Origin of the sequence: Candidatus Desulfofervidus auxilii, assembly GCF_001577525.1 — a bacterium.
GTDB lineage: Bacteria > Desulfobacterota > Desulfofervidia > Desulfofervidales > Desulfofervidaceae > Desulfofervidus > Desulfofervidus auxilii.
In genome coordinates, this window is sequence record NZ_CP013015.1 from 1,644,138 (window position 1) to 1,662,415 (window position 18,278).

An 18,278-nucleotide genomic window follows, 5' to 3' on the forward strand; every position below is an offset into this window, starting at 1 on the left:
GGTCTATGGCAGTTTTATTAGTTGGATAGGTTCTATTTACTCTGTAACATTGACTACTATACTATCACAATATAGGCTATCCCAAGTAATATTATTATCCATATTAGTATCAATACAAAAGTAAAATGTGTATGTTCCTGCCGGAAGTCCTGAAATAGGCATGTTTAACACCTCAAATGAATCCAAATTAAATAAAGGACCTTGATATCCTGGCACCCAATCAGTTGTCCAGCCTTCAAATGTAAAAAAGTAAAGACCAAATGGGGTTTCTTTTACCAGCCACCAGTCGGCATTGTCTATTACCCCATTATTCTTTAGGGATACAGTAAGAGTTAATGTGTCTGCTTGCCTCAACGTAATTGGGCTATCTGAACCATTCGCTAATATTTCAGGGGTAGGGTTGGAAGAGGATTGCGAATATACATGAATCTCGGTATGATTTAATTCTGAATATTCATAAGCTCCGATATCAGGAGCGTAGTCCACAGGATTTCCCTCCATGTCTTCAGTCAGGCCAACATCTGTTCCTTTGTTAATGCAAAGTGAGTTAAATTGGAGATGGAAATTCCCATTTGGGGCATCAATAAATAATGGAGTCTGGGCTATAGAGTTTGCATCTTGATTTTTTTTATTTTGATAAGTTGAAAATTGAGCAATTGTATAAGTATTACTGTCCCATTTAATTAGCACTCCACTTGAACAAAAATAATCATTATAATCTAAAACTAAATTAGGAAGAGAACCTGCAATAGAAACACGTAATTCATAACCTTCATTATTTGCTATAATATTATTCTTGATATAAATAGGAGCATCATTAGTAACATCATATATTTGCCTAATAACTAATCCTCCATTCTTTGTATCATTCGTTGAATTTTGAGAATTACCAACAATAGTATTATTATATATTTTGAGATTATCTAGTGCTTGATAGTTATGAATATAAACAATTAATCCTCCAAAAGAACCATCATCACTTTGAGATTTCCAGCCATTGTTGTAAATAAGATTATAATAAATTTCTGTATCTTGTCCTAAATTATACTGTTGTGGTCCTCCATCAGCAATCATTATTCCTACTTTAGCATTATCATGAATTTTATTATATTTTGCTATACAGTGGTCACAACCATAGAAGAATAGACCACAACTATTACAATCTGCTATATCGTTTCCTACATTATAAACATCACACCATTCTACAGTAATATACGAATTTCCATAATTACCACCTATAGCAATTCCCTCTCTATCTACCCATGATGCATTATCCCATGGAAGATTTCCTATATCATGAACCTTACAGTTTGAAATTTTTATATGGGAACAGTTTTTACTACACCCTATCCCATGAGCTCTTGCCCAAGCAACTTCTGAATTAGTTATATTAGAATTACTTGATGCCTTAAAAGTTATTCCTTTAAGACTAGAGTAGAAAGATACACAATTATCTAGATTTACATGTGCTGAATCTTCAACGTGAACTAAACTTGAAGGAATTGCATTGTCATCAAACGCATTTGAACCTTCAAACCTGAGATTTTCTATATTTATCCATGATTTATTTTCTATCCTAAGTGCAGCATTCCTCCATCCATATTCAATTTTATATTCACTGGGATGATGACCTACTGGTGGCTTATAATATATTCTCCCTTGATAATGAGTCCATTGGTCATCTTTTAAATTGAAACGCTGAGAAGATGACACTTTCTCAAGAATTTCACCATCTTTAATTAAGATTCGCACAAGACCATCAGCATCCTCAGGAGGATTTCCAACATATATAGAATATTCATCGTTAGATTCATTCGGTGGATCTGTCCAACCCTCAGCTACCTCTGCTGCTGATATAATTGGCTTTTCCCCTTCTCCATAAGCCCCAAAAGTGATGGGATTTCCCTCTTCGCCAGAAGAAGGAATAATGAGTTGCTCACGCCAGATCTCTCCCCTCTTAAATAGGATAGTATCTCCTGGTTTAAAATCCATACTGTTAACCTTGCCTATGGTTTTCCAGGCAGTTTCAGGAGAAAGCCCATCGTTAAAATCATTCCCATTGGTAGCATCTACATAATAAGTGGTTGCATAAGCTGGAAGAGAAACATTAGTTAAGCTTAGCAAAACAAATAGAGAAATGGCCAGGCATGAGAGAATAAGCCTGTTTTTGGCCACTATCTGGCACCTCCTTACGCACAGTTTGCACCCGGACCGAAGTGCACCTGTGTCGCTAGAAGTGCCAGGCCACTTCGTCCGGCAGACCCGCTACCATGTCCTACAAAGTAGGATTTAGGCCGGTGCCTTTGCGTCCTGCCCTTTCGGACAGTTTGCCTTTTTCGGACGCTTCCACTTTAAATTTAGCAAATTTCGTGCCATTAGAGGCTAAAATAGATTCTCACCATTTTTTCAAGGAATTAATGAAAATTTAATTGAAAAAAGGAAAAATTTATGATATAATTGACAAAAATGTAATTGGAGTTTTAAAATTGTAATATGGCTAGATTTTTAATTGCTGCGGAGGAGTTGGCTTTAAAAAATTTATTAAACAATACCTTAGGAAGAGGAAATATTCTTGAATTTTGTCCTGACGAACCTAGCATACTGGAAAGACTAAAAAGTATAAATTATGACTTGATTGTTATAGATATGGAATTGAAAAATGGGGATGGGATGAAGTTATTAGAATCTACAAAATCTATGGCACCAACTACTCCTATAATTGTCATTGGTCACAATCGCACGGAACGGGTAGTAGAGACAATTAAAAAGGGTGCTTATGATTTTATAGCAAAACCTGCCTCTGGTGAAAAGATAAAAAATACCATTGAGAAAGCCTTAGAAAACCAAAGTCTTAAATATGAAATTGATTATTTAAGGCGGCAACAAGATGTTATCTATGACCTTAATAGAATCATTGCCAAAAGTCCTTCCATGAAGAGGATAATTAGTATTATAAGAAAGGTATGTAAAACAAATTCTACTATTTTGATGACCGGAGAAACTGGGACAGGAAAGAGTTTTCTGGCCGGAGCAATTCATTTTAATAGTCATCGCAAAAAAGGTCCATTTGTGGAAATCAATTGTGCTAATATTCCTGAAACCTTATTAGAGAGTGAATTGTTTGGACATGAAAAAGGGACATTTACAGGGGCTACAAAAACTAGGATAGGCAGGTTTGAGCAAGCAAATAAAGGAACTGTCCTTTTAGATGAAATAGGAGACCTACCTTTTGCCTTACAAGCAAAGCTACTCCGCTTTTTAGAAGAAAGGGTTTTTGAAAGACTAGGAGGGAATAAAACTATTTATTCTGATGTTCGGGTTATAGCCACTACAAATAAGAGCCTGGAAGAAGAAATTCAAAAAGGAAGGTTTAGAGAAGACCTTTATTACCGGATTAATGTAATAAATCTCCATTTACCTCCTTTGAAGGAACGAATAGAAGACATAGAAGGTTTGGCCCTGTATTTTTTAAAAAAACACTCCCGAAATATAAAAAAACATGTTGAAGGATTTCACCCAGAGGTATTGGAGATGTTTAAGCATTATCATTGGCCAGGTAACCTTCGCGAGCTTTCCAATGTTATAGAGAGGGCTGTCTTACTTACTGAAGACAAAATAATTCAAAAAGACAGTATAAAATTGGGGAAGGATAACTATACTGAGCTTCCTAAAAGTATATCTTCGTCTCAATCTTTATTGGATATAGAGAGAAAAACAATAATAGATGCACTAGATAAATCCATGTGGATTCAAAAGCTCGCTGCTAAGAGATTAGGTATATCCAGAAGGGTATTGAATTACAAAATCAAAAAACTAGGTATTAAGCATCCACGGTGGAGAAAAAATGTCTAACCCAACTTTGTCGTTTTTTGCCTGAAATTGTCCTAAATTGAGGAAACTGAAACATAAATGGGAAATTTAGGGTCAAATCTACAATTCACACTTAATCTCATCTATTTCCTTTGCGTATTTTCTTGACTTTTTCCTTATTTTCTATTTTCTCCTCCAAGAACAACTCCAGCCTTTACATCCTTAAACGGATCTTTCACATAAGAACTAGTCCCATTTTGATTGTATTATTTCTTTCATTTACGCAAAAGGGGAAGTTTTTCCCAAATCACACCCATGTTGACCTATCTTTTTCCCTAGCTATTTTTATCTTATTTTTTGGTTTTGATTCTTCATAGCTGCTGGGTTAAGGATACACTTGACTTTTTTAAAAAAATTAACTAAGTTTAAAATATGTCTAAAAAAGCTAAACTAACAGAAAGTGCTGAAGATTTTTTAGAAGCCATTTATCTTATAGGAAAGACTAAAAAGGTAGTCAGGGTAAAAGATATTGCTCAACACCTGGATGTTAAAATGGCCTCAGTAGTGGTAGGTTTAAAATCTCTGGCTGAAAAAGGATTGGTGGAGCATGAACATTACGGTTATGTTGAATTGACACCCCCAGGTGAAGAAATTGCTAAGAAGACCTTATATCGTCACCAATTGCTTTTTAAATTCTTCCGTGAGGCCTTGGGTTTACCTGCGAAAATAGCAGACAGAGACGCCTGTAGGATAGAACATTACTTGTCACCCGAAGGATTGGAACGAATTTTAAAATTTATTGAGTTTATGGAAAAATGTCCCGAAGGCGCACCTAACTGGCTGACCAATTTTTATTATTTTCTTCAATATGACCAATTTCCCAAAATATGTCTTGAGAAAACCAAATCCTTAATTTCTTTAGAACAACTTGATACTCAAGCTAAAGGTAAAGTCCAAAAGTTAGGTGGTCAGGTAGAATTAAAACAAGAGTTGTTGAAAAAGGGAATTGTACCTGGGGTTATAGTTGCTATTGAAGAAAAAATTCCTGAGGGAATAAAGATAAAGATTAATGAGTCCGTTATTTTTTTAATGCCTGAGGAAGCCAAAGAAGTATTTGTTATCCCTCTTTAGAAATGTGTTCTGATGCAGGACACAATAATCCACGAATTTCCAAAAACCACAGCTGATATACCTCTGGTAGTTGAAACAACACGTGATAACATCGAAAGGAATTAATCTTTAAATCCCTCATAAATACTGACTATTCCTCCTGTCAAATATTTATGTTTAATGTGTTTAAAACCTGCTTTTTGCATCAAATTCATCCACTCTTGTGGTTGATAAAATACTTGAATACTATGTGCTAGATATTTATAGGCTTGTTTATCTCTACTGATAACACTGCCGATTCTGGGCAATAAATATTTTAAGTAAGCGAAATACAGCTTCTTAAAAAATGATAAATATGGATGGGAAAATTCCAAAATTATCACCTTTCCTCCTGTCTTTAATGCCCTGAACATTTCTTTTAAACCAGCAAGGCGGTCAGAAAAATTCCTCACCCCAAAGGCAACCATGATGGCATCAATCTTTTTATCTTTCAAGGGAAGGGAAAGGGCATCTCCACACACAAAAAAAAGTGCGTTATCTTGCCACCGCTTTTTCCCATAAAGAAGCATGGGCTGACAGAAGTCTAGGGCCACAATTTTTCCTTTAAATTTGGTATACCTCACCAACGCTTTGCTCAAGGGTAAAGTGCCAGCACATAAATCCAAGACAAGACCGTTAACATCATTTAGATATTTTACAGTCTGCCACCGCCAGTAATGGTCTATACCCAAACTTAACAAAGAGTTTAAAAAATCATAAAACCGGGTAATACTACTGAATTTTTGCTGAACAAAAGTTTTATCAGTATTAGAGTAATTGATAGTCATTTCTGTTTTTGATACCACAAATCTGTAAAAATGGTCTTGAAAATGGTAACACTTTTCTTCTAAAAATAAAGACCAGGCAGAGTAAATTCGCACTCTCAACTACATTGGCTGCTTCTTTACAAAAACACTTTATATTTTTTCTTTTTATTTAACAAAGATAGAGCCTATAAAACGGTGGAATTGCTTCATGAACTTTGATCCTATCCTGATTTTGAAAAACCCAAAATCCGCGATTGATTTTTGGATACCTGTCTGCCCCCGCCTGCCGTCGGGCAGGGAACAGGCAGGAAGGTATTTTTAACGCGGATTTTGTCTCATAAAGGCACTTCTTTAAAAAGCTAAAATCCATTATAATGGTAAGTTGTGTTGAAAAAATATTTCCTTTCCTTTTGCACTGGGTTTTTGCTAATTTTCAGTTTTCCTCCCTTTGCCTTCTATCCTTTAGCTTGGATAGCTTTTTTGCCACTTTTTGAAGCCATAAGAGAGATATCTCCTAGTTATGCTTTTAGAATGGGGCTTTTTAGTGGATGTGTGTTTTTTTTAGGCATCTTATACTGGACTGTTCATGCCATGGTTTGTTATGGTGGTGTTTCTTCGCCCTTGAGTTTGCTGGCCCTTTTTTTACTAGTATTTTATCTTGCCCTTTATTTTGGCATTTTTTCCTATTTTATTAAGATATTTTCTATAGAGTTTTCTCCCATACTTATAGCCAGTTTGTGGGTAAGTTTAGAATACATTAGGGCCCACTTTCTTACTGGTTTCCCTTGGGAACTTTTAGGGGATTCTCAATACAACTGGTTATCCTTCATTCAAGTGGCAGATATTGGTGGGGTGTATTTACTTTCTTTCTTGGTAATGTGGGGTAATGCTAGTTTTTTTCAATGTTTAAAAGAAAGAAATAAACAATCTTATTTTGGCCTTTTTATCTTGGGAATTTGTTTAGGAACAATCCTTTTTTATGGCCAAAATCGCCTCTCTTTCTGGGAAAAACAATGCCTTATTTCGCCTAAAAAAATTAACATTGGCGTCATCCAGGGCAATATAGACCAAAATCAGAAATGGGAGCCAGCATTTCAGGCAACTACGGTAAAAATTTATGAACACCTCAGCAGACAAGCCATCAAAAACCATCCTGAATTGCTTATCTGGCCAGAAACCGCCTTGCCTTTTTATTTCCAAGAAAAATCTCCGTGGCAAGAACAGGTATTGACCTTGGCCAGAGATTTAAAAACCCCTATTTTGGCAGGTAGTCCTGCTTATGAAACAAGAGCTGAGGGAATTAAATACTTCAATCGGGCTTATCTCATCAATGAACAGGGAAAAATCACAGGCTATTATGACAAAGTGCACCTTGTGCCCTTTGGAGAATATATCCCATTACGGAAATGGTTACCTTTTCTTTCAGCTATTGCAGTCACGGTGGGTGATTTCTCTTCAGGAAAGGAGATAATGCCGCTTTCCCTCACTGGCCATTATTCCTTCGGTGTGCTCATTTGTTTTGAGAGTATTTTTCCAGAATTAAGTAGGGAGTTAGTTCAAAAACAGGCTCATTTTTTGGTAAATATCACCAACGATGCCTGGTTTGGTCGCACTAGTGCTCCTTATCAGCACCTAGCTATGTTGGTATTGCGAGCAGTGGAAAATAGACGGGCCATTGCCAGGGCAGCTAATACCGGATTTAGCGCCTTTATTGAACCTACAGGTAAAATAATTAAACAAACTAAATTGTTTGAGCAATCTTATATTATAGCCAACTTACCTTTAATAGAGAATAAAACATTTTATACCAACCATGGGGATATATTGGTTTTTTTCTGTTTCTGTGTTATATTTATTTTAGCTATAAAAACTGTAAAAAGGGGGAGTAAATGGAGGAAATTAGTGAAATTCTGAAAGATCTTAATGCCCAGTTTCTTAAACTTGAGGAGTATCTTTGACCTCCCTTCCAAGTTATCTCGTTTAGAAGAAATAAACAAAATTATTGTTAACCATAAAGATTGGCAACAGATAGAAGAAATAAGGCCTTTATTACAAGAAAAAAGCAGTATTGAGGAAACAATCCAGCTTTGGGAAGAGGATAAAAAAGCCTTAGAGGATTTAAATGTGCTTTATGAATTGGCTAAAGAGGAAAAAGACACTCAAATTTTAAAGGAAATAAGTGATGAGATTTCTCAATTAGAAACAAAGATAAAAAAAATAAAATTGCAATGGCTTTTGAATCAACCTACGGATAAACTTAATGCCATAGTGGAAATCCATGCTGGAGCTGGAGGAACAGATGCTCAAGATTGGGCAGAAATCCTTTTACGTATGTATCTCCGCTGGGCAGAAAACATGGGATTTAAGGTAAAATTTTTAGATACCACTAGGGGGGATGAAGCAGGCATAAAAAGTGTAGTCTTTTTAGTAGAGGGTCATTATGCCTATGGTTTTTTAAAAGGTGAAACGGGAGTCCATCGGTTAATCCGGATTTCTCCCTTTGATGCCAGTGGAAGGAGACATACTTCCTTTGCTGCGGTCTCGGTTTATCCTCAGATAAATGAAAGTATCCAGATTAAAATAAAAGAAAAAGATTTAAAAATTGAGACCTTTCGCTCCAGTGGGGCAGGTGGTCAACATGTAAATAAAGTGGAAACAGGAGTGAGGATTACCCATATTCCCACAGGAATTGTGGTTCAATGTCAAGACCAACGATCACAATTTCGCAACAAGGAAGCAGCTTTAATGATTTTAAAATCCCGTCTGTATAATTTAGAACTCCAGAAAAGAGAACAGAAAAAAAAGGAAATATATGTTAATCAAAAAGAAATTGCTTGGGGAAATCAAATTAGAACATACACTTTACATCCTTATAAATTAGTTAAAGACCATCGGACTCAATTGGAAGTTCCCCAGATAGAGGAAGTTTTAAATGGAAAAATAGATAATTTTATTGAGGCCTATCTTTTACATAAAAAATAATTAAATTTCACTAACATATTTTGCAATCAAATCACCCACTTCAGAAGTAGACATACCCATTTTCCCAGCCGAAAGGCTTTTTATGTCTTTTTTAAGGGCTTTCATTACTGCCTGTTCCACATCAGCCGCCGCCCTTTCTTCCCCTAAGGTTTCTAACATCATCTGTCCTGCACAGATAGCGGCCAAGGGATTGATCATGTTTTTTCCTGCATATTTAGGTGCTGAACCCCCTATTGGTTCAAACATAGATACTCCCTCAGGGTTAATATTTGCTCCTGCCGCTATACCCATACCTCCTTGGATTATAGCTCCCAAATCAGTAATAATGTCACCAAACATATTATCAGTAACAATGACATCAAACCACTCTGGATTTTTTACCATCCACATGCAAGTGGCATCTACGTGGGCATATTGAATTTTAATATCTGTATATTCTTGAGCTAGTTCATGGAAGGTGCGTTCCCATAAGTCAAAGGCATAAGTTAACACATTGGTCTTTCCACAAAGTAATAATTCCTTCTTTTTATTCCGTTTGCGGCAATATTCAAAGGCGTATCGCAAACACCGTTCTACCCCTTTTCGGGTGTTAATGGATTCTTGAATGGCTATTTCATCAGGTGTCCCCTTCTTAAGAAATCCGCCAGCTCCAGTATAAAGACCCTCAGTGTTTTCTCGAATCACTACAAAGTCTATATCAGCAGGCCCTTTATCCTTTAAAGGGGTATAAACTCCCTCATAAAGTTTAACAGGTCTAAGATTAATATATTGGTCTAAAGCAAAACGAAGCTTTAACAAAATACCCTTTTCTAATATTCCAGGTTTTACATCAGGGTGGCCAATCGCCCCTAAATAAATAGCATCTTTTTTAGATAACTCATTCAAGGCAGAATCTGGTAAGGTTTCTCCAGTTCTTTTATAACGTTCACCCCCAAAATCAAACTCTTCTAACTCTAACTTAAAACCGTGTTTGACTGAAACTGCCTCCAATACCTTCACTCCTTCACGAATTACCTCAGGACCAGTGCCATCGCCAGGTATGACCGCTATCTGGTAAGTCTTGGCCATTTTCCTCTCCTTTTAAAAATTTAATGGCCATTATACGTAAATTTATCCTCATGGGCAAGTATTTTGTCCTATCTATCCTGCCCCATATTCCCAAAACAGGAGTAACTTTAAAATAAAACCCACAAATGGAGTAAAATAGTGAAGTTAACCTCAATTAAAATAGAATAAAAAATGGGCTCGCCTGTGGGCAGGCCCGCCTGCCGTCGGGCAGGTCGGAATTTTATCCAAAAATCAATAGCGGATTTTGAGTATCCCAGGGCCACGTCAAAGTCAAGCCATAAGTAATTTAACAAAAAGAACAAACGTTTAAATATGGTCTAAAAAATCCAAATTTCAAAATCCAAATGCCAAATGAAATCCAAATGTCTTAATGCCAAAACATTAAATCAGTGAGTAGTGAAATAGTGAGGGAATGAAATAGCCAAATGTAGTGGAATTGGGGTCAAACCTACAAAATACAGTTAAGAAAATAGAAAACGGAAAACAGAAATTCCCAATTCCCATTTCCCAATTCCCATTTCCCAATTTCCAATTCCCATTTCCAACGTGCCAACTTGCTAACGTGTAAACTTGCCAACTTTCCAACTTGCAACTTTGTAATGCCTCAATCAAAAAGAAGACTAGAATTGACTAGAGACTAAGGACTAGGGACTAAGGACTAAGGACTAAGGACTAGGGACTAAGCACGTCTCATCGTTCTAACGTGCTAACGTTCCAATTTAACAGAAGGCGATTTTGCATTTTTCAATTTGCATTCTGCATTGAGTCATTGCGCTTAACATTTGGATCTCCGTTAAAATTACTTTGACGAAGTCCTATTTTGAGTATCCCCAAACTACTTGAATTTTTCTCCAAGAAATGTTAGACAAATAAAGTGTGGTGGGTGTAGCTCAGCGGTTAGAGCACTGGGCTGTGGCCCCAGGTGTCGGGGGTTCAAATCCCCTCACCCACCCCAGTGAAATTAAGCATTTTGTGAATCCGAGGCAGTTGAAAAATTCCTCACCCTATCACGGACCACAGAGGAAAAGTTCTTCATAGCGAAATAACTCTAAGAGAAAGAGTGAAAGTGGGTTAGTGGGTACTACAAATTGAATTCTTCAATTTACTAAAACTGGAATCAATAATTTAATGAATCAGCCATTATGAGTTAGCCTTCAAAGATAATCTCTGCTTGAAATTTCCAAATAGGTGTGGTAAGTAAAATCAAAAGTTTGGAGAATACCTAGGATGCGGAAGTCAGAGATTAAACGGAAAACTACCGAAACAGAAATAGAGCTATGTTTGAATCTGGATGGCTCAGGACAAACCAAAATCTCTTCAGGTATTCCTTTTTTTGACCACATGCTTTGTCTTTTTTGTGTGCATGGCCTATTTGATTTAACACTTACTGCCAGAGGAGATTTAGAGGTAGATGCACATCATGTAATAGAGGATATTGGCATTTGCCTGGGACAAGCCATAAAGGAGGCCTTAGGGAAGAAAGAAGGTATTAATCGCTATGGACAGGCATCTGTTCCTATGGATGAATCTTTAGCTCAGGTATTTATAGACCTATCAGGGCGGCCTTTTTTCTTCTATCAAGGTCCTCCTTTAGTAGGTCAATTAGGACAGTTTGATCTAGAATTAACAGCGGAATTTTTCAGGGCCTTAAGCAATGAAGCAAAGATGAATCTCCATATCCATCTTCTTTATGGAGAAAATAAACATCATTGTGCTGAAGCCATTTTCAAGGCATGCGGCCGTAGTTTAAGACAGGCTGTATGCCTTGATCCACGTCGTTTAAACATTCCTTCTTCTAAAGGAGTATTATAAGATTGATTATTATTCCAGCCATTGATTTGAAAGATGGTAAGTGTGTCCGTTTACGCCAAGGGAAGGAAGGAACAGAAACTGTCTTTCATCAAGACCCAGTGGCTATGGCCTGTTACTGGGAAAGCTGTGGGGCAAAGAGGCTGCATGTAATTGATTTAGATGGGGCCTTTCTAAAAAGGCCATATCATGTAGAAATAGTGAAGGAAATGGCCAAAGCAATTTCTATCCCGGTGCAAGTGGGAGGTGGAATCAGAACCATTGAACACATTGAAGCATATTTAAAAGCAGGGATAAGGTGGGTAATTTTAGGCACTCTGGCCTTGAATGATGAAGAAAATTTTAGAAAAATTTGTGAACAATTTCCAGGACGGATTATTCTGGCCCTAGATGCCCAAAACGGAAAGGTGGCAGTAGAAGGCTGGAAGAAGGTTACTAATATAGAAGCCTTTGCCTTTGCTCAAAAGGCACAAAAATTAGGAGTAGTAGGTATTAATTATACCGACATCAGTCGAGATGGTATGGAAGTAGGCCCAAATTTTGAGGCACTTAGTATTTTGTTAAAAAAGGTAGAAGTGCCAGTTTATGTAGCAGGAGGTGTGGCCAAAATAGAAGATATTAAACGGCTTCTTTTTTTTAAAACTCATGGTTTAGCAGGTATAATTATTGGTCGTGCCCTTTATAGTGGTAAAATAGACTTCAGGCAGGCAATGGAGGTAACAAAGAAAAATGGAAGACAGCTTGACCTATGAAAAGGCTGGGGTTAGTCTAAAAAGAGCAGATGAGGCGGTAAGCCGTATCAAGGCATTGGTAAAAAAGACACACCAAAGTAGTGTCCTTTATGACATTGGCCATTTTGCTGGTTTCTTTGCTATTTCTCAAGATAGGTATAAAGATCCTGTACTTGTTTCTTCTACTGATGGTGTAGGAACAAAATTAAAAATTGCCTTTATGATGGATAAACATGACACAGTAGGCATTGATTTGGTGGCTATGTGCGTGAATGATATAGTAGTTCATGGAGCTAGACCTCTTTTCTTTTTAGATTATATTGCTACTAGTTACCTTGCTCCAGAAAAAGTAGAAGAAATAATAAAAGGTATAGTTGAAGGTTGTTGTCAAGCAGGATGTGCATTAATCGGAGGAGAAACAGCAGAAATGCCTGATTTTTATACCCCAGGAGAATATGACCTGGCGGGTTTCATAGTGGGAATGGTAGAAAGAGAGAAGATTATCGATGGTTCTGGGATTTCTGTAGGTGATCAGTTAATAGGAGTAGCCTCTTCAGGTTTACATAGCAATGGTTATTCCTTAGTGCGAAAGCTGTTTTTTGAAGAATTGAAATGGCCCTGTGATAAGTATTTAGAAACATGCCAGTGCACTTTGGGTGAGGAACTCCTTAAGCCAACTCGCATTTATGCATCTTCAGTTTTGTGTCTAATTCGAGATTTCCAAATTAGTGGTATGGCCCATATTACAGGTGGTGGGATTCCTGGAAATCTTAAGCGGATTTTACCCAAAGGTTGTAAGGCAATAATTAAAAAAGATAGTTGGGAAATTCCTCCGATTTTTAATATTATAAAGAAGCAAGGTAAGATAGAAGAAAGAGAGATGTTTTCTACTTTTAACTGTGGAATAGGACTTATTTTAGTGGTAAATCCTAAATATACAGAAGAAATCATAGAACGGCTAATGGGTTTGAAAGAACAACCTTTTGTTATAGGAAAAATTTTAGAAAGAAAAGAAAATGAAGAACAAATAGAGTTCGTATGATTTTGGTCAGCGCTTGTTTGATAGGACTTAAATGTAGATACGATGGCACTAATGCCTTTTGTAATGAACTTATGGATTTTTTAAAGGATAAAAACTATTTACCTGTATGTCCTGAGCAGTTAGGAGGTCTTCCTACTCCTCGTGCGCCAGCAGTAATAGTGGGTGGCGATGGCTTTGATGTCCAAAAACTAAAAGCAAGGGTAATAAATGAAGCACAGGAAGATGTAACCTTTAATTTTCTTCAAGGAGCGAAAAAGACTCTAGAACTGGCAGATTTGTTTGGTGTTGAAAGGTGTTATCTTAAGGAAAGGAGCCCTTCTTGTGGAGTAAACTGGGTTTATAAAAAAGAAGGGCTATCTCGGGGATGTGGTGTCACTACAGCCTTGCTTCTAAAAAATGGATATGCAATAATTGGTGTTTAAATCTAGGAGGTTAAAATGAGTTGGAAATGTGAGATTTGTGGCAAAAGACCCTCTGTAGGTCATAATGTAAGCCATGCCAATAATCGGACTAAAAGAAGATGGTTACCAAATGTGCAAAAAGTAAGAGCAGTAGTAAATGGACAGGTAAAGCGCATTCGGGTATGCACTAAGTGTTTAAAGGCCGGGAAGGTAGTGAAACCCAGTGTTAGAAGAGCTACTTAATTTTTTATGATATAAACCGGAACTGGAATACTCTCTTTAACGGTAACTCTACCTTTTTTTTCTAAAGAAGCAATATATTTTTCTACCTCTGCCTCAGCTATATTTAGTTTTTTAGCTAAGTTAGACGAAGAGTAAGGCGATTTTTGCAGATATAAAATTATTTGATGAAGAGAAAATTCATCTTTTATCATTTTTTTAAGTCCTTCACTCAATGTTAAATCTATTTTTTCTCCCTTTTCTCTCTTTTGTTTAAGTTTTACTGCCTGTTTACTAAATGCCATCCTTAATTTAGCTTTTTCTAAAGCCTCCTTTGCTGCCTCAAGCCTTATTTGCAGTGTTTCTTCTTCTATATCCTCACTTTCTCCCAATTTGCCAAGGCCTTTAATCTCATCTATAAATTCAGTCATAAGTTTTACAAACCGTGTGGCCTCTGCTGACGAGGCCCACTCTAAGAGGAGTCTTTTGGGATTTATCCCTATTTCTTTCATTATTTTATGAACAAAAGTTATTACAAATTGGGCTTCATAATTACCTTCCAGGTAATGACATTCACCCAAGTGTCACCCACCTACAAATATTCCATCTGCATGAGATAAAAAACCCTCTATAAGAAATAGGGGGTCTATCCTTCCAGTGCACATGACCCTGATTACCCTAGTATTAGGGGGGTATTGATAGCGAGCTACACCCGCAGAATCGGCTGCTGCATAACAGCACCAATTGCAAAGAAAACATAAAATTTTGGGTTCAAATCCATTATGAGCCACAGCTATTCCTCCTTAAAAGCTGCGATTTGAGCCATTATCTGTTCATCAGTAAATCTTCCCATAGAAATGGCTCTGGTAGGACAATGGGCAGAACATATACCACAACCTTTACAAGAAGCAGTTATGGTTTCGGCCTTCTTTCTTTTATTCACTTTGACAAGTCTAATTGCCTTATAAGGACATAGGCTCTCACAGGTACCACAGCCAATACACTTATCTTTATCCACCCAAGAAACAATAGGTTCAACTTCTACATATCCTTTAGCTAAAACAATAGAGGCCTTAGCTGCAGCAGCTAAGGCTTGAGATATAGTCTCATCAATAGGTTTAGGGAAATGGGCAATCCCAGCATAAAAAATACCATCTACAGATGCTTCTACTGGCCTTAATTTTACATGTGCTTCTAAGAAAAAACCGTCACTACTAAGGGGTGTCTTTAGCAAGGTAGCTAGCTCTTTGTTATCATTAGGCACAATGGCTACGCTTAAAACCAATAAATCAGGATAAATTACTATTTTTTCTTCTAAAATAGGATCTATACCTGTTAGCTTCAATTTATCATGGTCTTGTTCTACATTTGGAGGATTGTTTTTATCATATCTGATAAAAATTATGCCATTTTCTCTTGCCTTCTTATAATAATTTTCTCTAAAACCATAGGCTCTAATATCCCGATAAAATATATACACATTGGCATTGGGATTTATATCTTTTATTTTTAAGGCATTTTTAAGGGCCTGGCTACAGCAAATTTTACTACAATAAGGTCTTTCTTCTGTCCGAGAACCCACACATTGAATCATAACTACGGTATTTAAGTCTTTTTCATTGAGTTCAGCAGTAACTAATTTCTTCTCTAATTCTGTTTGGGTAAGCACTCTATCGTCTTCACCGTAAAGATACTGTTTAGGCAAATATTCATGTCCACCCGTGGCTACAATTATTGCCCCATGTTCAAGTTCCTTTTTCTCTCCATTGGATAACTCAACCACCGTCTTAAAATTACCCACATAACCACTAATTTCTTTTATATTTGCATTGGTAAAAACCTCTACTTTTTTATGTTGAGAAATTTCTTCATTCAGTCTTTCTAGGAGTTCCTTGGGATTATTCCCCTCTAAGGTATAATGGATGTGACGGAGATTCCCACCCAATTCACTTTGTCTTTCTATCAAGTAACATGCAAACCCTTGATTGGCTAAGGTAAGGGCAGCAGTCATCCCTGCTAATCCCCCTCCAATGATAAGGGTGCGTGGTATAACTGGTACTTTTTCTTCCTTAAGAGGTTTGATGTATCTGGCCTTAGCCACTCCCATGCGCACCAATTCTTTTGCCTTTTCTGTTGCTTTTTCCTTTTCATGCATATGCACCCAAGAACATTGGTCTCTGATATTTACAAATTCAAATAAACAACGGTTTAGACCTGCCTCTCTGATGGTTTCTTGAAACAGAGGTTCATGAGTCCTAGGAGTGCAAGCAGCCACTACTACCCGATTTAAGCGGTATTTTTTAATCATTTCCTTGATTCTTTCTTGAGTATCTTGAGAACAACTATATAGATTTTGCTCACTATAAACCACATTTTTTAAAGTAGCAGCATATTTTTGGACTTCAGGCACATTGACTACTCCACCAATATTTATTCCACAATGACAAACAAATACTCCTATTCTTGGTTCTTCTTCTATTTCTATTTCTGGAGGATATTCTTTCTTAACTGTAAGGGCATTTCTTGCTGGAGCAAGTAAACTACAAGCACAACCAACTGCACCAGTTGCCTGGGTGACACTTTCTGGGATGTCCTTTGGTCCTTGAAATGCCCCGGCTACATAAATACCCTCTTTTGTGGTATTTACAGGAGTAAATTCATTTGTTTGAGAAAAACTGTATTTATTCAACCCAATTTTAAACACCCTAGCAAGCTCCAACGCTGTTCGTGGAGCAGCTAGACCCACCGATAAAACCACCATATCAAACTCTTCTTCCACAATCTTTCCGTTTTCTAAACAATACCTTAAGACTAAATCATGGTTTTCTATCTCTCTCACTTGGCCCACACGGGAATGCACAAAACGGATGTGGTATTCATCTTGTGCCCGTTGGATAAATTCCTCAAAACCTTTTCCTTGCGCTCTGATATCCATATAAAAAATAGTAATTTCTAAATCAGGGTCATGTTCTTTAGAAACCACGGCCTCTTTTACAGCATACATACAACAAACTGCTGAGCAATAAGGATGCTTCTGGTCACGAGAACCCACACATTGCAGCCAAGCAATCTTTTTGGGAGGTTTTTTATCCGAAGGCCGTAAAATCTCCCCTTTATAAGGACCAGAGGCACACATAATCCGTTCAAACTCAAGGCTGGTAACCACATTTGGATATTGGGCATAACCATATTGATTAGAAGTATAGACATCACTAACGCTAAAACCTGGGGTTAAAATAATAGCACCTACAGCAATTTCCTCATAGGATGCTGTTTGACTAAAATCTATGGCCTCTGCCTGACAGGTAGGAACACATATCTTACACTCCTGCCTATTTACAAACAAGCAAGCACTAGTGTCTACTACATAAGTGGCAGGAACTGCCTGAGGATAATCAATATGAATACACTTTGTGAGCCCAAGGTTAGCGTTATAAGTATCAAAAACAGGTGTAGGACAATAACTTGCGCAAATACCACAAGCTGTGCACTTTGTTTCATCAATGTATCTTGGTTGTTTCTTAATTTTTACCTTAAAATTTCCTGGTTTCCCTTCAATATTTTCTATTTTAGCGAGGGTAATGATTTTTATATTGGGGTGACCACCTGCCACCACTAGCTTTGGTGAAAGAATTCAGAGAGCACAGTCATTGGTGGGAAATGTCTTATCTAACTCCGCCATAACTCCACCAATACAAGACTTTTCTTCCACCAGATAGACAAAATATCCCACTTCTGCTAAATCTAAAGCAGCTTGAATACCGGCAATACCTCCCCCTACAACCATTACTGCGCCTATCATTTTTCCTTTCTCTACCATTTTTTAGTTAAATACTAGACTTAGCTAATTCTTTTAAATTAACTTCTAATGTTTCAGCCTTTTTATTTAGTATGTTCAAAAGCATCTTCTCTCTGATTTCAAGAGAAAATTTGTCTATTTTTTCTACTGTTTCTTTAAAAGAAGGATGGGCATAATTATCTTCAATCGCCATATTTCTCAAAACGGCCATAATTTCACTGAATTTCACATCTTGAGGACAAACAAAGGAGCAACTTTTACACTGAATACAATGCCAAATAATGTCAGAGCTAAGCACCTGTTTTTTCATTCCCAAAAGAACCATGTGTATTATTTTTCTGGGGTCAAATGCCTCATTTACCCCTTTTACAGGACAGGCTGCAGTGCAAGTTCCACAAGCAAAACAGGCTTTAATACTTTCTCCTCCAAGTTTTCCAGCTACTTGAAACTTAAAATTTGGGTCTAATTGTTCAATTAATATCTCTTCCAAAGTTATACCTC

15 protein-coding genes, 1 tRNA gene and 1 riboswitch are annotated in these 18,278 nt (G+C 37.0%); of the genes, 10 read left to right on the top strand and 6 right to left on the bottom strand.

The features are described 5' to 3' along the window. Positions 1–36: 36 nt before the first annotated feature. Positions 37–2,175 carry a right-handed parallel beta-helix repeat-containing protein gene (locus tag HS1_RS08260; protein WP_066063752.1) on the bottom strand — a complete coding sequence of 713 codons (2,139 nt, stop codon included), beginning with the start codon at positions 2,173–2,175 and terminating at the stop codon, positions 37–39. A 77-nt stretch (positions 2,176–2,252) separates the two neighbouring features. Beyond that, positions 2,253–2,342: riboswitch (cyclic di-GMP riboswitch) on the bottom strand. Between the two features lie 151 nt (positions 2,343–2,493). On the opposite strand from HS1_RS08260, the gene HS1_RS08265 reads away from it, so the two are divergent. Continuing rightward, entirely contained in the window at positions 2,494–3,852 is a 1,359-nt protein-coding gene (locus tag HS1_RS08265; protein WP_066063755.1) for a sigma-54-dependent transcriptional regulator, read from the top strand. Between the two features lie 390 nt (positions 3,853–4,242). Further along, the gene (locus HS1_RS08270; RefSeq protein ID WP_066063757.1) at positions 4,243–4,941 is read left to right on the top strand and encodes a metal-dependent transcriptional regulator; all 699 of its coding nucleotides are present in this window, start codon (positions 4,243–4,245) and stop codon (positions 4,939–4,941) included. A gap of 101 nt (positions 4,942–5,042) precedes the next feature. Here the strand turns inward: HS1_RS08270 and HS1_RS08275 are convergent, their stop codons facing one another. Beyond that, complete coding sequence (locus tag HS1_RS08275) at positions 5,043–5,840, bottom strand: ubiquinone/menaquinone biosynthesis methyltransferase (protein ID WP_245670055.1); 798 nt, start codon at positions 5,838–5,840, stop codon at positions 5,043–5,045. Between the two features lie 309 nt (positions 5,841–6,149). Here HS1_RS08275 and lnt point away from each other — a divergent pair, with 309 nt between their 5' ends. Then, a complete protein-coding gene (lnt, locus tag HS1_RS08280; RefSeq protein ID WP_156469424.1) occupies positions 6,150–7,640 on the top strand; it encodes an apolipoprotein N-acyltransferase in 1,491 nt (496 codons plus the stop codon). A gap of 9 nt (positions 7,641–7,649) precedes the next feature. Next, positions 7,650–8,708: a peptide chain release factor 2 gene (gene prfB / locus HS1_RS08285; protein WP_066063764.1), complete on the top strand. Its 1,059-nt coding sequence runs from the start codon at positions 7,650–7,652 to the stop codon at positions 8,706–8,708. Here prfB and HS1_RS08290 read toward each other — a convergent pair whose 3' ends face one another. Continuing rightward, complete coding sequence (locus HS1_RS08290) at positions 8,709–9,776, bottom strand: 3-isopropylmalate dehydrogenase (protein WP_066063766.1); 1,068 nt, start codon at positions 9,774–9,776, stop codon at positions 8,709–8,711. It lies immediately after the preceding gene. Between the two features lie 879 nt (positions 9,777–10,655). Here HS1_RS08290 and HS1_RS08295 point away from each other — a divergent pair. The 6 genes from HS1_RS08295 to rpmB all read left to right on the top strand — a co-directional run bounded on the left by HS1_RS08295 (position 10,656) and on the right by rpmB (position 14,002). Next, positions 10,656–10,731 (top strand) — tRNA-His (locus HS1_RS08295). 272 nt (positions 10,732–11,003) lie between these two features. Next, positions 11,004–11,588: an imidazoleglycerol-phosphate dehydratase HisB gene (gene hisB, locus HS1_RS08300; protein WP_066063769.1), complete on the top strand. Its 585-nt coding sequence runs from the start codon at positions 11,004–11,006 to the stop codon at positions 11,586–11,588. A gap of 2 nt (positions 11,589–11,590) precedes the next feature. Beyond that, positions 11,591–12,337 carry a 1-(5-phosphoribosyl)-5-[(5-phosphoribosylamino)methylideneamino]imidazole-4-carboxamide isomerase gene (gene hisA / locus HS1_RS08305; protein WP_245669945.1) on the top strand — a complete coding sequence of 249 codons (747 nt, stop codon included), beginning with the start codon at positions 11,591–11,593 and terminating at the stop codon, positions 12,335–12,337. After that, positions 12,315–13,358 carry a phosphoribosylformylglycinamidine cyclo-ligase gene (gene purM, locus HS1_RS08310; protein ID WP_066063806.1) on the top strand — a complete coding sequence of 348 codons (1,044 nt, stop codon included), beginning with the start codon at positions 12,315–12,317 and terminating at the stop codon, positions 13,356–13,358. Before hisA ends, purM begins: the two co-directional genes overlap by 23 nt. Beyond that, the gene (locus tag HS1_RS08315; protein ID WP_066063810.1) at positions 13,355–13,780 is read left to right on the top strand and encodes a 2-thiouracil desulfurase family protein; all 426 of its coding nucleotides are present in this window, start codon (positions 13,355–13,357) and stop codon (positions 13,778–13,780) included. The genes purM and HS1_RS08315 overlap by 4 nt, the downstream gene beginning before the upstream one ends. A gap of 15 nt (positions 13,781–13,795) precedes the next feature. Then, positions 13,796–14,002 (top strand): 50S ribosomal protein L28, encoded by a 207-nt coding sequence (rpmB, locus tag HS1_RS08320; protein WP_066063814.1) that lies wholly within the window; start codon positions 13,796–13,798, stop codon positions 14,000–14,002. Here the strand turns inward: rpmB and HS1_RS08325 are convergent. From HS1_RS08325 to HS1_RS08340, 3 genes are read right to left on the bottom strand one after another with little or no spacing between them, the layout of a single operon-like run. Then, positions 13,999–14,769 carry a hydrogenase iron-sulfur subunit gene (locus HS1_RS08325; protein ID WP_245669947.1) on the bottom strand — a complete coding sequence of 257 codons (771 nt, stop codon included), beginning with the start codon at positions 14,767–14,769 and terminating at the stop codon, positions 13,999–14,001. The genes rpmB and HS1_RS08325 overlap by 4 nt on opposite strands. A gap of 2 nt (positions 14,770–14,771) precedes the next feature. Further along, the gene (locus HS1_RS08335; RefSeq protein ID WP_245669949.1) at positions 14,772–17,798 is read right to left on the bottom strand and encodes an FAD-dependent oxidoreductase; all 3,027 of its coding nucleotides are present in this window, start codon (positions 17,796–17,798) and stop codon (positions 14,772–14,774) included. Positions 17,799–17,805: 7 nt separating this feature from the next. After that, the gene (locus tag HS1_RS08340; protein WP_066063822.1) at positions 17,806–18,267 is read right to left on the bottom strand and encodes a 4Fe-4S dicluster domain-containing protein; all 462 of its coding nucleotides are present in this window, start codon (positions 18,265–18,267) and stop codon (positions 17,806–17,808) included. Positions 18,268–18,278: the final 11 nt, after the last annotated feature.

Coding starts and splice junctions, on each gene's coding strand:
- rpmB (WP_066063814.1), top strand. CDS start 13,796: ATGAGTTGGAAATGTGAGATTTGTGGCAAAAGACCCTCTGTAGGTCAT.
- purM (WP_066063806.1), top strand. CDS start 12,315: ATGGAAGACAGCTTGACCTATGAAAAGGCTGGGGTTAGTCTAAAAAGA.
- hisB (WP_066063769.1), top strand. CDS start 11,004: ATGCGGAAGTCAGAGATTAAACGGAAAACTACCGAAACAGAAATAGAG.
- prfB (WP_066063764.1), top strand. CDS start 7,650: ATGCCCAGTTTCTTAAACTTGAGGAGTATCTTTGACCTCCCTTCCAAG.
- HS1_RS08290 (WP_066063766.1), bottom strand. CDS start 9,776: ATGGCCAAGACTTACCAGATAGCGGTCATACCTGGCGATGGCACTGGT.
- HS1_RS08265 (WP_066063755.1), top strand. CDS start 2,494: ATGGCTAGATTTTTAATTGCTGCGGAGGAGTTGGCTTTAAAAAATTTA.
- HS1_RS08315 (WP_066063810.1), top strand. CDS start 13,355: ATGATTTTGGTCAGCGCTTGTTTGATAGGACTTAAATGTAGATACGAT.
- HS1_RS08270 (WP_066063757.1), top strand. CDS start 4,243: ATGTCTAAAAAAGCTAAACTAACAGAAAGTGCTGAAGATTTTTTAGAA.